General features: G+C 35.9%; 8 protein-coding genes. 2 read left to right on the forward strand and 6 right to left on the reverse strand.

The window, feature by feature from the left end:
- Positions 1-150: 150 nt before the first annotated feature.
- From ACY2RS_RS13090 to ACY2RS_RS13100, 3 genes are read right to left on the reverse strand one after another with little or no spacing between them, the layout of a single operon-like run.
- Positions 151-2,664, reverse strand: coding sequence for a TonB-dependent receptor (locus tag ACY2RS_RS13090; RefSeq protein WP_490099115.1), 2,514 nt, complete (start codon positions 2,662-2,664; stop codon positions 151-153).
- Positions 2,651-3,565, reverse strand: a complete 915-nt coding sequence (locus ACY2RS_RS13095; RefSeq protein WP_490099116.1) for a FecR family protein — start codon at positions 3,563-3,565, stop codon at positions 2,651-2,653. The genes ACY2RS_RS13090 and ACY2RS_RS13095 overlap by 14 nt, the downstream gene beginning before the upstream one ends.
- Positions 3,566-3,611: 46 nt before the next feature.
- Positions 3,612-4,136 carry an RNA polymerase sigma factor gene (locus ACY2RS_RS13100; protein ID WP_490099117.1) on the reverse strand — a complete coding sequence of 175 codons (525 nt, stop codon included), beginning with the start codon at positions 4,134-4,136 and terminating at the stop codon, positions 3,612-3,614.
- A gap of 142 nt (positions 4,137-4,278) precedes the next feature.
- On the opposite strand from ACY2RS_RS13100, the gene ACY2RS_RS13105 reads away from it, so the two are divergent.
- Both ACY2RS_RS13105 and ACY2RS_RS13110 read left to right on the forward strand, forming a co-directional pair.
- On the forward strand, positions 4,279-6,060 hold the full coding sequence (locus ACY2RS_RS13105) for a hypothetical protein (RefSeq protein WP_490099118.1): 1,782 nt from the start codon (positions 4,279-4,281) through the stop codon (positions 6,058-6,060).
- 22 nt (positions 6,061-6,082) lie between these two features.
- Positions 6,083-6,565 carry a hypothetical protein gene (locus tag ACY2RS_RS13110; RefSeq protein WP_490099119.1) on the forward strand — a complete coding sequence of 161 codons (483 nt, stop codon included), beginning with the start codon at positions 6,083-6,085 and terminating at the stop codon, positions 6,563-6,565.
- 294 nt (positions 6,566-6,859) lie between these two features.
- Here ACY2RS_RS13110 and ACY2RS_RS13115 read toward each other — a convergent pair whose 3' ends face one another.
- From ACY2RS_RS13115 to ACY2RS_RS13125, 3 genes are all read right to left on the reverse strand, one after another.
- Entirely contained in the window at positions 6,860-10,930 is a 4,071-nt protein-coding gene (locus ACY2RS_RS13115; protein ID WP_490099120.1) for a DUF8693 domain-containing protein, read from the reverse strand.
- A gap of 95 nt (positions 10,931-11,025) precedes the next feature.
- Positions 11,026-12,627 (reverse strand): tetratricopeptide repeat protein, encoded by a 1,602-nt coding sequence (locus ACY2RS_RS13120; protein ID WP_490099121.1) that lies wholly within the window; start codon positions 12,625-12,627, stop codon positions 11,026-11,028.
- A gap of 174 nt (positions 12,628-12,801) precedes the next feature.
- Complete coding sequence (locus ACY2RS_RS13125) at positions 12,802-16,638, reverse strand: DUF8693 domain-containing protein (protein WP_490099122.1); 3,837 nt, start codon at positions 16,636-16,638, stop codon at positions 12,802-12,804.
- Positions 16,639-16,725 lie beyond the last annotated feature (87 nt).

The raw sequence follows: 16,725 nt of genomic DNA on the forward strand, positions 1-16,725 counted from the left end.
GAAAAGTCCAATTCTTTGAGTTGGGCTTTTTTTGTTTTGTAAAATAAAGTGTTATTGGAGGAGAAGTTTATGTTTGAAGCATAGTGGAATAAGGGTAAGTCCAGTTCGCGCTACTAAGTAAAAGGTTTAACTCTTTGAATAGGACCTTTTTTAAAATAAAACCCTCAAACTTGCATTTGGTGTTAAACCAAGTGCTTTTTGAACAAATTGTTCAACTTCGCCGTTATCATTAATGCGATAGTAATTGTTTATTTGGTTTTCTTTATCTAATATGTTCCATACAGAAATACCTGCTTGAAGGGAAGTGTTTCCTATTTGAAATTCATAAAGCGCCGAAGCATCCAAACGAAGATATGCTGCCAATTGGTCTGAATTTGACGGATTGTAATTAAGTTCTCCATTAACAATTTCTTGACCAGTTACAGGTCTGGTTGTTGGCTTCCCAGTATGCCAATTGAGCCCCGTAGAAAATTTAAATCCTTGATAGCGATAGGTAAAACCTAGTGTTGCTGAATGTGTAATATCTAGATTGCTAGGGAATCTTCTTTCTGGGAGAGCTGCAAAAGTATACTGATTGTCCATGTAAGAATAACTCAACCAAGTATTTATATTTTGATAATGTTTTTTAGCTAAAAAATCAATCCCAATTACATCATAACTCCCATTGGTTTTTTCAAACTCATATTGGTTTTGAAACCCTTGACTTTGTGTGGTAATACCATCCACATTTTTATAATATGCCTCTACACTAAATAACCAGCCTTTTTTATTGAAATTTAGTGCAGTTCCTAGCTGCTTACTTATTATAACTGGGATGTTGTCATCATTAGCTAACTGCCATCGTCTTTTTTCTACCCCTAAGAAATCATTTTGGAAGTTGATGGTTTGCGAAATCGTTTGATGTTTTATTTCTCCTGAAAATTCAATTCCATAATAGTCTAGAAAGTTTTGATTAAAACTAATTCTGGGTTCATACAAGTGTTTTTTAAACTTGTCCAAATAATTATAACGAAAGCCAAGATGGAGCTGTGTTTGCTTGTTTTTAGATTGAAAATTGAATTGTGAAAAACCACTATGGGTTCTTACAACTTCTGAGATTAATGTTCGAATGAGCGGGTTGTCTACATCATCTAAGTTGGTAACCTCCGATTCTATAAATTGGTACCCAAAATCCAGCCCCATGGTCTCACTCAATGTATAGTTAGATGTTACTTTAACTCCTGTTTCAGAGACTTTGTTTTCTTGTAAAAACCGTTGCGATTCAAATAAATTCGCATTTACGGCTCTTAGTTTATAATCTGTTTCATAAATGTGTAATGATGTTTTAAAATGGTCATTCCATGTTCTTGAATAAAATAGACCACCACCAATACTGTTTTGACTTATAGTGCTCTCACGAGAAGTGCTATTTCCATCAATCGTAGCATTTTCGGTAAATACTAATGCATTGTCAATATTGATAAAGTTCGCTCTAATAAGATCTTTGTCGCTTACCTCATATAGCCATCGTAGTGAGATGTCATAGAAGTCAAATTGTTGGTCAGTATTTAATATAGAAGCTTCATTGTTTGCCACTTCGGTATCTTGTGCAATTCTATCAAAATAAATATCATAGGTAGGTGTGACTGCAAAATCACTAATTGATTTCCTTGCAGCCACCTGTAATGACGATTTTTTTCCTATAGGAATGTCTGCAAAGCCATTGGCATCGATGAGGTTGATACCTAAATTTGCTTTAAAACTGGAATTGACTTCTTCTTCGGTTTGCATAGAAATGCTTCCTGAAACACCATCTGAATATGAAGCATGGGTTCCATTTTTTAGTAAAGAAACCTTACTTGTTATTTGCGGATTGAAAACAGAAATAAGACCAAAAAAATGACCCGATTGGTACATCTTAATATCATCCCAAAGAAGTAGGTTTTGGTCGTGTGTTCCGCCACGAATATTGATGTTAGAAACCGTCTCATTAATGCTTTGAATACCCGGGAAAGCTTGTACCGCTTGCAAGACATCTGCTTCAATGAGTCCAGGAAGAATATTAAATTTTGAAAAATTCATCTCAAAAGCACCTGTGCTTAGTTTATCAATACCCTCTACAAGATAGTTTGAAATAATAATTTCTTGTAAGGCTTCTTGTTGTTGTATAAGATAGATGGGTGCACAAGTACTTGTGTCAAAATATTTTAATTGACGTACAACCGTCTTGTAACCAAGATACCGTATGGTAATAGATTCTTCTACAGAAGATAGCTCCAATATAAAGTAGCCTTCGTTATTTGTAGTGACAGCATTTTTATCCGCTTGAATGGTAGCATAGGGAAGGGCCTCTTGTGTTTCTATATCTTTCAAATAGCCGCAGAGCACGAATGTGTTTGTAGATTCTCGAACTGAAATGAAGTTGTTTTCTAAAAATTGAAATAGAAGTCCCGTTTCTTCGGTGAGTCTGTATAATGCTTCTTCTAGGTTTATGGCTGCATCTGGTTGTGGTACTTTTATATTCTCAATAGTGTCTTCTAGGTAATTAAAAGTATAGCTAAATTTTAGTTCAAGAGCAGTTAATGCTTCTTCGAGAGATATCAAATCTTGTGTATCTTGACTATAGGTCATGGTGCCACAAAGTAGCAAAAAGAAGTATAGTATGACGTTATTAGTCTTTTTCACCCTTTGATAGTATTACTTGATGAGGCGACACTATGTTGTAGGTTAATTCTAAGGGTTCAGATATCGAATGTAGGGCGTTTTCAAGACTATCATGAACAAAGCCACCTGTAAAGAGCTGAGACTTCTTTTCACCAGTGTATTCGACAATAACCTTATACTGTCGTTCTAATTCTTTTATGACTTGATAAAATGGAACCGATTTAAAAGTACTTCTATTATGAGTCCACTGAGGGGCTTGGTTGGTGGTTTTGCTAAATGATAACAGACCATCATACAATCTTAAGGTTTCACCAACTGATAGGTTTTTGATGGTATCTTCAGTCTTTACTTGTACCAACCCTTCGTAACAAATTACTTCAAAATAATGTGCTCTTTCTTTTACATTAAATTGGGTTCCTAGCACAGAGATGGTCCCTTGATTTGTAATAACATCAAATTGTTTTCCTTTGGCTACTTTAAAAAACGCTTCTCCTTTTAGCTCAAGTTGTCTTTTAGTATCCCAATTTAATTCATTAAAGGATATTTCAGACATAGCATTTAAAACTACTTGAGAAGTATCTGGGAGGTCAATGATTTTCTTTTCTCCTGCGAGTGTTTGTATTTCTGAAATATTAGTTGAAAAAAAGAAGAAATAGATGCCAAAAGCTATCACGGCAATACTAGCAATACGCATAAGGGGACGTATCCAATCAAGTTTCTTCACTTTGGTGGTACTAGGAAGACGATCTTCCATGGATTTAAAACTAGGGATTTCAGAAAAATGTTCGGCTTTAAAGTATTTTGAATTGTCTAAAATAGCTTGGTGTAACTCAAAATCTTCTAAGGCCTCAAAAGCTTGACGCTCTTCAGCGCTAAGCTCCTCATTGTTCAGCCATTTTTTTAAAAGGTATTCTTGTTCCATTTGTTTCTTCTTAATTACATAACAACTAAGTCTGTAAAAATCCTGACTATTTTTTGTTAAGTTCTTTTATTTCTTTTTTTAAGGAATCAAAAGCGCTGTAAATACGGTATTCAACAACTTTTTTTGTGACCCCTAACATTTCAGCAATATCAGCATGCTTCTTTCCTTCTATTTTACATAAGGTAAAAGCAACACGTTGTTCTTCGGTGAGTTTGCTTAGAGCCTTTTGATACTTTTTTAGAAATTGTTCTTGTTCAAAAAGAAACTCAGGATTTTCATTTGTGTAATCTTTAGGTTTTGTCTGTTGATGTTTTAGCACTACTTTTTGATGTTTAATCTCGTTCAAGGTTAAATTATTGGCAACTGTAAATAAAAACGAGCGTGCTGTATCTGGTGTTACTTTTTTGCAGTTTTCCCAAAGCTTTATAAATGCATCTTGCATTTTGTCGCCAGGATTGTAGCTGCTACCATATTTGTAATAGAGAAAATCGTGCACATCTTTGGCGTACTTCTCGTACAATCTAGAGAAGATAGTCTTGTTGCAAATATCTGAATGGAGGTTTGTTTTCAAATGTGTATCTCTTTGAAATTGAAATAAATGTACAAATAAAATGGAGTCGTATGCTAGCTATTTTAATTTTTTATAGGAAATTTTCAGGATATTCTATGTTAGAGTTGTTTTAGTAGTATAGCATTAATTAAATTGAACTATTATGAAATCACTTATTAAAAATTTTGGAATTATACTACTACTTTCAATGACTATATTTTCTTGTAGAACAGAAGATATGGAAATTATTGAAGCTCCAGAAGAAACAACTGGAATTAACTCTAACGTAGCAAATCTATTATTGCGAACAGCAACCAATGATGGTTCTTACGACAATATTTTAGATGGCGCTAGTTGTTTTAATATCAAACTACCAGTAACAGTTATTGCGAATGGTATTGAAGTCACCATTGAAAATGAAAGCGATATTGATATCGTCGAGGATATTTTTGATAAATTTACCGATGATGTTGATACCCTCGAGATTATTTTTCCGGTTACTATTGTCTTAGATGATTATACAGAAGTAGTCATAAATAGTCAGGCAGAATTAAATGCAGCGGCGTTTAATTGTCCTTCAGATAGCGATGATGATATAGAATGTATCGATATCCAATATCCTATTACGGCCTCTATATTCAATCAAAATAATGAACTTATTGAAACTATTATTGTTACTAATGATGAAGAATTATTTGACCTTTTAGATGATATTGATGAGGATATTATTATTTCATTTGACTTTCCGATATCAGTAATTTTGGCTGATGGCACAATCATTCAAGTTGAGAACTTCACAGAGCTAGAGAGCGTGATTACAAGTGCTATAGACTCTTGCGATGAAGATGATGATAATGATATCAATGATGACGATTGTGATGAGTGTACTACACAGCAACTAACAGATGTGCTTACAGGCTGTGAGGATTGGATGGTAGACAAATTAGAACGAAATGATAATGATTTAGAAGACACCTATGTAGGATATATTTTCAATTTTGATACTACTGGGCAAATTACTGTAGCTTATAATGGGATGTCTTATAATGGAACATGGTCTGCAACTGGTGAAGGAAATAATATCACGGTCAATATTAATGTAACTGACTTACCAGACTTTAATGATAGTTGGAATTTACATGAAATTGAAGTCGATGATGAAACAAAAGTAGACCTTAGACTCGGAGATGATAGACTTCGTTTTGAATCAGATTGCAACTCTGGAGGTGGTGGAGTAAATGATGCCTCTCTAGTAGATGCCCTTACTGTAGGTGATTGGTATGTAAACTACTTTTTTGATGATATAGATGAAACTGCCGACTTTGCCGATTTTGTTTTCAATTTTGCAGTCAATAACACAGCAACCGCAACAGATACCAATGGAACTACTAATGGTACTTGGACAACTTCTGCTGGAGATGAAACAGAGCTAGAGCTGAATCTAAATTTTGGCGCAAATTTTCCGCTTGATGAGCTTGCCGAAGATTGGGATGTACTTGAAGTGACCAATGATATTATTCGATTAAAAGATGTAAGTGGTGGAGATGGCTCTATTGATTTCTTAACTTTTGGCCGCGATCCATTTTCTGGTGGAGGCGGAGGCACTGGTGATGGAATAGGAGCATTCTTAGATGACGGCAACTGGTTTGTTGCTTCATATATAGATAGTGGTGACAATGAGACAGCAGATTATGCTGGATATACCATGGACTTTAATGAGGTTAATGGTACCGTAATTGCTACCAATGGAGGAAATACAAATAATGGTACATGGCAAGTTCTCAACGCCGGAAACAAACTCTTGCTTGATTTTGGAAACGATTTCCCTTTTGAAGAATTTAATGATGATTGGGATGTACTGTCGGCCACAGAAACTCAGGTTGTTCTCCAAGACATTAGTGGCGGCGGTGGAGGAACAGATACGCTAACACTTCAAAAATTGTAAAAACCATTTAAACCTAATACTCATGAAAATCAAATTTTATAATCAGATTCTTGTAGCCATAACCTTCACAATAGTATTGGCTTCATGTTCAAACGATGATGATACTAGTACTGTTGTAGACAACGCACAGCAAATTAGTCAGATTGAAAATACAGCTGCTTCTGGAACCTGGCGCATCACAAATTTTAATGATTCGGGTCAAGATGAAACTTCAGATTTTGCAAGCTATAACTTTACATTCAATGCAGACGGTTCACTTGTCGCTTCTAATGGGTCTAACACCATAACGGGTACTTGGTCAATTACAAATGATAGTAATAGTAGCAGCAGCAGCAGCGACAATGATATTGATTTTAATATATTTTTCCCAGTTCCAGAAAGCAATGATTTTGAAGATTTAAATGACGATTGGGATATCGTTTCTACAACAGCTACAAAAATTGAACTCATTGATGTTAGTGGCGGTAATGGAGGAACAGATATCTTAGAATTTCAGAAAAATTAAAATGAATTTGGTTGGTTAGTTGATGAATGATTGGCCTCACTTTTAATGAATTTTTTAAACTGTATTGAAGTGAGGTCATTTGTTTTATTGAAAAACAAATTCAAGTAAACAAATGCTAAAATGAAACATAAAGTAAACATCTGCATATCTTGATGTCCCTAAAAAGAAACATTTTCCCTTTTGAACATGACCTACTATCTTTTCTTCAACCCCCAACATTTGTTGTTGTGGGGTATTTAAAATCACTCCAGAAGTTGCCCCCAGGAGTGATTTTTTTATTACAATTTTGTTTTTTTATTTCTTGATAACTCGCTTCGTTACAGCGCCATCTTTTGTGTTAATCGTTACAAAATACAAAGCGCTTTCTAAGGCACTCATGTCTATTTGATGTGTCGTTCCAGAAAGTGGTATTGTTTTAATAATCCTTCCTTGAAGATCTGTAAGCGTTGCAGCTGTTGCTTCGGTAGTTGGTGTTACAATAGTTACTACGTCACTAGTAGGGTTTGGAAATAAAGAAATACTGTTTTCTAAAATTTCCGAGGTATTTAAAATAGCATCCTCCATAAAAAGAAGTGTGAATCTATTATTGAAAGTTCCTTCTGCACTGGTGAAACTATATTTTTCTTCGGAAATATTAGTCACCACACCTGTTTTATTATCTCTCAAGTATACGGTAGCTTCAGAAATGTTTGCGCCCGCAAGATTCATAATAGAAATGGTATAGTTTTCTGTGTCACTTGCTATTTGTGTAGAAAATCCAAGTTCAATTTGCAGCTCATTTTCAAAAGCTTCTCGCCCTTGAATACCTAATGCCATGCTGCCGTCTTCAAGATGAGAATAAAGCGATACGGGTACACCTACTCGCTCGCTATCATATCCTAGATCGAAGTTTGGAGTTGCTCCATTGGTAAACCCAATTAACGCAGAACTACCTAATCCATAGGTACTGTTTTCTATGGCTAACCAAATGTTATCGTGATTTTCTGGAGAACGCAGGGTTGTATTTCCGGTTGTTCTACGCATAGCATTTGAAAAAGTAGCCGTTTGTCCAGTTCCAGTTGTTGCTCCATTGTTTTTGATAGCAAATCCTTGTCCTGTAGCGATGAAGAAATCTCCTGTTCCTGGCATTGTTGGACTTCCTGTAGAAGCTGGGTTAAAGCCTGTAGCATTAAACGTTGATATGTCTGCCATATTAAAATTAGCAGAGTTTGCACCAGGGAATGTATTGTCTGGTGTAGAATTATGCTCCCATAAATAAAGCTCATCTACAGCATCGTTTGTGTTTATAAAATCTAATGCTGAAATTGCAGAGGCATATGGGTTTGAAAGCGTATTCGGACTTGCATTTTTTGTACCATTAAATCCTAATGAGTAGGTGAGGATCCCATTATTTAAAGTTCCTTTAGAATACTGTAAGTCGTATTGTCGATTACCATCTTGAATGGATGCCTGTGGCCAAACTAAATAACCCTCTGCAGGATTAAAAATACTTGTGTGCTGGGTCCAGTCATTAGTATCCACATCCACGAAATTCGTACCGCCGGGGAACGCGGTTTGAACATCAGGATGCGGACTAAAATTTGCCGTGGTATGTGCTAAGGTTCTAAAGATAGGGTTGTCAAGACCTTCTGGAGTGTCTACTGTCATTGGGCTTCCTAAGACCATAAAATCTCTTGGCTTTAGGGTAGGAGTTGTTAAGTTAACCTTGATAGTTCCGTTATTGATCGCTTTTGCATTATCATTTATTTGTACCAAGCTACCTTGATGTGCAATTACTAAGGTTGCATTTTCTGCTACAGTTACTGTACTTTCTACTTGCACGAAATTTTCAGGACTAATTGTTAGTGTAGCATTTTCTGCCACTGTTAGCGAACAAGCAGTTATATTTCCTAAGCCTGGGGTTGCGGTATCATAGTCACCTTCAATTATTGCCTCCGTAGATGCGTCAGGTAATCCATTGTCCCATGTTCCAGCTGCTGTAAATGTAGTTGAAGTAAAACAGGTTTTAAAGCGTATCCAATTTAAATCTAGATTACTTCTTGTGGTATTTAGTTTGATAATATGGTTTCCCGCAGGGATTGTAAATACACTCGATGAGAATGTTCCATACGTTCCGTTAGGGACTCCTTGACCTCCAAAGGTAACTTCTTCAACTACCTCATTGTTTTCACGCAGGATTTCCATTTTAGAATCACCAGGTCCAGAAAAACTTGCCGCTCTAAAATCTATGATAAAATCGGTTTCTTCTTTAACATTTACTGCATATTCGAACACATCGAGATCTCCAATAAAACCTATGGCAATATCTCCAGCATCTTCTCCAGAGTTAATAGTAACTTCTCTAGCTCCTGGATTTGAAGGAGCGCCTTTTGTATAAGCAAAAAAGTCTTCTGCTTCTATTAATCTTGGAATTTCCCAATAAGCTAACACAGTGATATCAAAGGTTACTTCTTGACCATCTGCTGTAAATGCTTTTATTTCAGCAACGCCAGGTTCATTAAAAGTGGTAACAATACCATTTTGATCTACTGATGCTATTTGTGTGGCATTCGATACCCAGGTAACTGAAGTTGTTGTAGGTGCAATTAATATGTTTAGGTCTTGTTGCGAATCTAAAAACATGGTTTCTTCAAAATTTTCATCACGCTGGAGACTTGTTGCTACTTCAGGAAAATCTCCTAGTGAACCATCAACAATCATTGCTGTTCCTAATGTAAGCCAACCTTCTAGGTCTGCATCTTGTGTTTCATTTGCAAATCTTACTGGAGCTGCATTAGGATATGTTTTTGGTGTGCCATCTGGCAGCGTAATTCCTTCTTTTAAGGGGTTTAGAATACGAATCATAAATGTGTAAGTACCATCATCCAGAGCTTCAGTGGAGATAAAGGTACGTTTATTATTATCATTATCTGGATAAATTTTGTTGAGGTTCCAGTTGCTAGAGGTTCCAAGGGTTACAAAATCGTCCCCTGCTGCATTTAAGTATCCAAATTCAATATCCCATTCGGCATACATGGGAGCAATTCCAGTATTCTGAATATTTACTTCAACTGCAGGGTTTCCATTTTGGGCAGAGACATTAAATTCATTGACATAAAATGTATAGCCCATTTTTTTTGAGGCTTTTATGGTATTGTCCCAAAAGGATTGGTTGGATTGCCCTGCATACGGGAAGTTTTCTGGATCTGGCATATCTGGCGTAAAATGATTTGCACCTTCTAATCCAATAAACTGCTGTTGCATTACATAGTTTTGGAATACAAATGTAGGATGTGTTAACTGAAAAACATCTTCTACATTTTGTGGTACATCTTGTCCACCCGTAAGTCGAGCATCACCAATTACTTCATAATCAAAATCTCCATTGGCGCTAAGTTCGCCCCAAATTTTTGATTGAAGTTCTGGATCCATTTCACCGCCAATCATTTGGTTTTTCCAATTTTCATCTACATTAAAACGTTCTAAAGTTGGTAAGAAAAAGTAATCTAGATTTGGATCGTCTGTGATAGAAGCTCCAAAATAAACTCCATCGCTGTACCCAACTTCTTGAGGTCTTGGAAGCTCAGGAACTCTGGCAACTAAATTTGTGTTAGGGAAAGCAGCTTGATAAGCATCAATCATTCTTCCTTGATTGAAAGCACTCATTTGCCAGTCTTCTTTAACAAGTCCGAGATTTACTCCATTCTCATCTACTAAATCATCTATATAGTTTTCTCCAAAGCCTAAGCCCCATTCACCAAAGATTCCGTACATACCATAATGGAAAATAAACACACGTTCATCTTGATCGTATTTATTTCCTAAGGCTGTGATGAGCGCCACTATGGTATCTACTAATGTGGTATTGTTATAATCTACTACCATGGAAGGGTTTCCTCCACCATCGTTTGGATCATAAGGAAATACATTGGCATTTACGTCTGTGTTTTGTGTTTGGCCCTCATCGGGTCTTCCTTGGTAATACAACCTTCTCACACCGTCTAATGTTGGTGGAAGATCGTGTTTAGCACCTACATAGGTGGTGACCCCATCTTCTACAATAATATCAAGGGGATTTATACGATTGGCATCGTCTACGTTTATTTGAATCATTGCAAAACGGCCCGCTTGCGCCTGTGCTTCGATAAAGGTGTCTATTTCTCCAAATTCGAAACCACCGGTGTCATTTAGTAGTTCTCCAATACTAAAGTTTTTGCTAGAAATACTGTGAGGAAATTGATTGTCTGACCCAAAATTGGCTGCAATACCTTTTAGTGGGTTAAGTTCTAAACCTGGTACATCTTCATTAGGATTTAATGGTGTCCATGATTGTGCATACATTGAAAGTCCAAATAGGACTGTGAGGATAACAAGATATTTTTTCATAGATATTGTTTTTTATCAAATTTCAACAACCATAGAAAAAATGGTCTCACGTGTATGGGTGAAATTATTTAGTGTGAGAAAACTATGAAAAAAACTTAGCTTTTAGTCGAGCGTTTTAAGGCGTTTGTAAGCAATGATATTTTTTTGTATTTGGTTTCTTTGATGTCGAAGTACTCGTACATTCTTCTGAGGGAAGATCCAATGCCATCTACACTCAAAAATGCTTTTTTTGCAATATCTTTATTTGTTATTTCTGGATTTTCTAATAAAATTTTTAGCACGTTCCAATCGGTATCGTTGAGTTTTCTGTCAATAGAGGCCTCGATGCTATTTCTGTCAAGCTCAAATGTATTTGAATCTACAATGAGTTTAGAAGCGCCTTTGTTTTTGAGGACTTTAATTTCTTCTAGTAATGCATCTCTTTTCTTCTTGTTTTTTTGAGTATTAGATCTAAAGTATAAAAGAATGCATGCTATAAGTGCAACAGCTCCTGTAATGATGGCAAAATTTGTTTTTAGTTGTTTGAGTTTAAGGGCTGTTTGGACTTTTTCGTTTTCGAGTTCGGCTTGGTATAGTTTCACTTCAAAATCCTTTTTTACAGCTTCACGTATGATGGTGAATTTGTTGTTTTCTACTTGAATACTGTCATTATACAATGTATGTAATTCAAACATTTTTAAGGATAACTCCGATTTATTTTGAGCTTTGTAACATTTATATAATAGTTTATAAAGTTCTTTTTTGTTGCTTTTGTTTGTCTTGTCTGTTAATAGAGTCAAGATAGATTCGGCTTTTTGAGTAGCTGTATTGATATCTGTTTCAAAGGCGATTTGAGCTAAAACAAGTTCTGAAACTATGATTCCTGGTTTTTGGTTCATAGCGGTATTAATTTCTAAACTTTTTTCGGCGTATGCTTTTGCGATCTCTAAGTTTCCTTGAGCAAGGTTTATTTTGGCTAGGAATCTGTTACATTCAGAAATATAAAATTGATTTTTATTTTGTTTAGAAATTTGAAGCGCCTTTTCAAAATTTGCAATTGCCTCTTGGTTCATATCGTTTTTATACTGTATAGTGCCAATGTTCATTAAAAGAACTGCCTCTTGTTTGTTTTCAGTGTCTTGAACAATATTGAGTGATTTGCCATAGTAGTCTAAAGCCAATTCGGTATCACCAATTACCTGATAGATGCCTCCTAAATTATTAAGCATGCGTACCTCTCCTATCTGATCCTTTTCTTCTTGAAAGGTTTTTAATGCTGTAGCATAATATTGTGTAGCTTCTTGATAGTTTTGTTGATGACTTAACACAATGCCAATATTACCCTGGACGGTAGCTTTCAATATAGGGTGTTCTAGTTCTGAAGCAAGTTTTAATGCATCATTGTAGAGCGCTTTAGAAGTATTCAACTCTCCCTGAATACGAAGTATAGTAGCCTTATTACTTAATGCCCAAATAATTTCTTTATCGGCATTTTTTTCTTTTGCTAAATGGTAATGATAGTCTGTTGCCAGCAGTGCGCTATCTGTTTTTGAGTATTTAAAAGTAGTGTAATATTCATTTAATGATTTAAATCGAATAGAATCAGGTTCGTTTACATTTTGCCATTTTTGTTGAAGTGAATCTCCTTTGTTTTGTGCAGAAACAATGAAATTACAAAAGAGTACTATGGCTAATAAGAGTATGTGTCTTAGATTCAATGCTGAAATTTTAGGGATCTATATATAATTATAAAAATACAGAAAAACCTTACTGATGCCTAATAACAGGAATATAAATCCAATGGTAAGGTGATACCATAAAAAAGCGCAAGTTAAAAACTTGCGCTTTGAGTAATCAGCTGCACTATTGAGGAGATTGTTATAGTTGCGCTGTTACTTTTTTATTAATTGTTTTGTTATCGAACCATTTAGGGTATTTATCTGTACAAAGTACAAAGCCCTTTCTAGAGAGCTAATGTCTATTTTGTAGTTTGTTTCAGTAAATGGAACGGTTCTAATCACTCTGCCTAAGGTATCCATAATCGTTATTGAAGTGATTTCAGAATTTGGTGAAACAAGAGTGAAAACATCTGTAGCTGGATTTGGAAAAAGCAAGATATTGGCTGCGAAAATTTCCGAAGTATTTAATGTTTCCTCTTCCGAAAATTGCAATGTAAATCTATTATTAAACGTTCCTGAAGCACTAGTAAAGCTATAAGGTGTTTCTGAAATATTAGTTGCAATTCCCGTTTGGCTATCTTTTAAATAGACAGTCGCTGCTTCTATGGCTGCTCCTATTCGATCTTTTATTGAAATAGTATAAACGGCATCCTCTTTTTTTATCTGTGAGGAGAATCCTAATTCAATTTTGATGTTTGTGTTAAATGCTTCACGTCCTTGTATCCCCAAAGCTTCTGAACCATCTATTACATGAGAATACAATGAAACGGGCACGCCAATACGTTCTGTGTCAAATCTCGAATCGAATAGAGGTGTTGCTTCTTCTGTGAATCCAATTAAAGCAGAACTCCCAATGTTAAACACTTCACTTTGTATGTTGAGCCAAATATTGTTTTTGCTTTCTGGGGTTCGAAGGGTATTGTTTCCATCTAGCAAACGCATGGTGTTGGAGAACAAAATATTTTGACCAGTTCCAGTAGTAGCCCCATTATTTTTAATAGCAAATCCTTGTCCTGTAGCGATGGATATATCATCTGTGCCCGCCGGTGTAGGACTACCTGTTGATGCTGGATTGAAACCGGTTGCATTAAAGGTAGAGATATCTGCCATGTTAAAATTGGCAGAGTTTGCTCCAGGGAATGTATTGTTTGGGCTCGAGTTATGTTCCCAGAAGTATACTTCGTCTACAGCATCATTTTTTTCAATAAAAGCTTCAGCAGAAATGGCAGAGGCATAAGGGTTAGCAATAATACTTGGACTTGCGTTTTTATTCATTTCAGGTGTTCCAGTTCCAGTACCTGTAGTATTATAATCGAGTGCGTAGGTAATATCACCATTGTTTAATGTTCCTTCATTATATTGCAAATTGTACTGCTCATTTCCTTCATCAATAGAAGGTTGAGGCCACACATAATATCCTTCTCCTGGGTTGAAATTTCCTGAGTGATTTGACCAATCATTATTGTCTTCGTCTACAAAGTTTGTTCCACCTGGAAATGCAGCTTGAACATCTGGGTGTGGTCTAAAATCTGTAGTATTAAGTTTTAATTTTCTAAAAATTGGATTGTCTTGCCCCTCAGGAATTGCACTGGTCATGGGGTTCCCTAAGATCATAAAATCTCTAGGTTTTAATGTTGGTGTTGTTACGTTTACATGGATGGTTCCATTGTTAATTACGCTACCACCTTTTGAGGTTTGCACAACACTACCTTGATGTTCTACAAATAAAGAACCGTTCACAATAATATTTTCTCTAACTTCAATATAACTATCTGGATTAACGGTTACTGTAGCATTCATTTTTATTTCTAAATCTCTGGCAGTAATGTTCCCATCTGTTTCAGTACTGTATGGGGCTTCTATAACAGCTAACATATCTGAAGTAGGTGCATCATTATCCCAACCATCCAGTGTGAATGTTGTTTTTCTAGCGGGTAAAGCCCATATAATGGCACCCTCAATATGTTGTTGGAAATTAGTGTCGCTGTTATAATCACCATCATTATGTCCGAGTGCTGTATAAAATGAACGTACAGGAATTGTTTCATTTCCTACCGTAATTGATGTTTTGTACCAAGCCATAGGTCTAGGGGCATCATAACTACTATTTCCAGTAGCTTCTACAAAAAGAACATTGTTATTGTCTGTGCTTAACTGTCCTCCATTTTGTTCCCAATAGTAGTATTCTTCGGTTTTATTCCAGGCACCTCCTAAATGATCTGCCGAAGGATGTTTTTCAAGGATATCCATGGTATCGTTATGATTTGAAGGAGTATGGTTTGGACCATTTTGTACAATACCACCTACCAATTCATTATAGAAAGGCCAACTACCATCTCTATAAGTATCTGTGGCGGCATGGATTCCCATAAAAGCACCACCGTCAGAAATCCAATTTTCAAAAGCCTCTTGCTCTCCAGAAGTTAGCAAGTCATTTCCTGAAGTGTTACACCAGATAACCAAGTCGTAATTTGCCAAGTTTGTTTCGTTAAAGTCTGAAGAATCTTGTGTTTCTGTGGTATTCCAGAATCCATTTGTATTTCCTAAGCTTGTAATAAGATTAATACCATCGTCTATAGAACTATGTCTAAAACCATTTGCACTTTGATTGGTTTCATGGTAAACAAGAACATTTGGTATTGCTGCATTAGATGATTCTATAGTAATTGTCCCTAAAATGGACCAACCTCCTTCTAAAACATTGCCTGCAACCCATTCGCCATCAATAGTAGGGAGGTCATTAGAAAAAAGAATGTATGCATTTCTGGCATCAAGATTCCATGAATTCTCTTTTACTATATCTGCATCAGGCTGAATTAATCGTAATCCTATTGAATAATCATTAGCCGAGATACCCTCTAAGGATGAAGTAAGTGATAGTGTATGCAGGGTCTCATTTGCTAGGATTGTTCTTAGATCGTATGCTGCATTAAAAATTTCGACAGCTTCGTTGTTTTCATCAAGGAGGGCAAATTGAACATTCCAATCATAATACATGGGTGCGACACCAATATTCTTAATTGATACCTCAATTTCTAAATCATCTGTTTGTGAAATAATTTCGGGAAATACTGCTGTTTCTATTTGGTAATTATATCCCATTTTACGGTGCATGGCCATGAAAGACTCACATCTGGTGCCACTTGGATCATTTTCGCAAGGTCTAATATCGCTACCCAGTTTCATGGTAGAATAATGGCCCGTAGTAATCATGTTCATCCCAACAGGTGTCTCATATAAAGCAGTCATATATTCCTCAGTATCATCTATTGGTGGAGCTTCGCCTCCGATTGGCCCCTGGAGCCATTGTGAGTTTAAAGAAACAGAATCATCAAACTCATTGCTGTGTCCGTTATTTGGTATAAAAAAATCATTGTGGAAGCCAATAGCGCCTGCCGAGGTTAGCGGCTCATCCCAAGGCTGACGTCCCATTACTTTTTTATTTGAAAATAAGGTTTTGCAGGTGTTTAGTATCTGTTCTTTTGATGCAAACTCAATATCAAAAGTTGGATCGTCATAACTAAAGGTGTGCCATTCACCCCAGTACCCCAAAAGGCCTATTTGTATTGTATACACCCTAGCATCAATATTATATTTACTGGCTAAAGCTGTTAAAGCTTCTGTAGCTTGAGCGATGTAATTTGGATGGTTGTAATTGGTAATGTATTTACCACTATTAGGGTCTTGAAGTCGTTCTACACCGTAATCTAAATATAGCCAATCTGGACCAGCATCAGATACTGGGTTTTGTCCAAACCAATCTGCGTAGAGTCTCAAAATAAGATGCTTCCCGGATGACCCATCCCTATTAATAACATCTTCTACATAATCGAAATTAAAATTCCCATCTGTAGGTTCAAATTCATTCCATTTTATGTATTGAAAGCCTACAGTGGCAACATCAAAATTATCCCACCAACCAGAATTCCATCCTTTTAAAGGATTTTGATCTGGACCGTCATTTTTTGGATAGGTGTGGTTAATTGGGTTTTGCGCATTAGCATATAGTATGCATAAAGCCAACATCAGCGTTGTGAATGTCTTTTTCATATAACATTTTTTTGATTGTCCGTAAACACTCATAATTGATAATTATTTTGTATTTTAGATTAAAATAATGGATATGAATATATTTAG

The sequence above is a fragment of the Patiriisocius sp. 208BN25-11 genome (genome assembly GCF_058147145.1).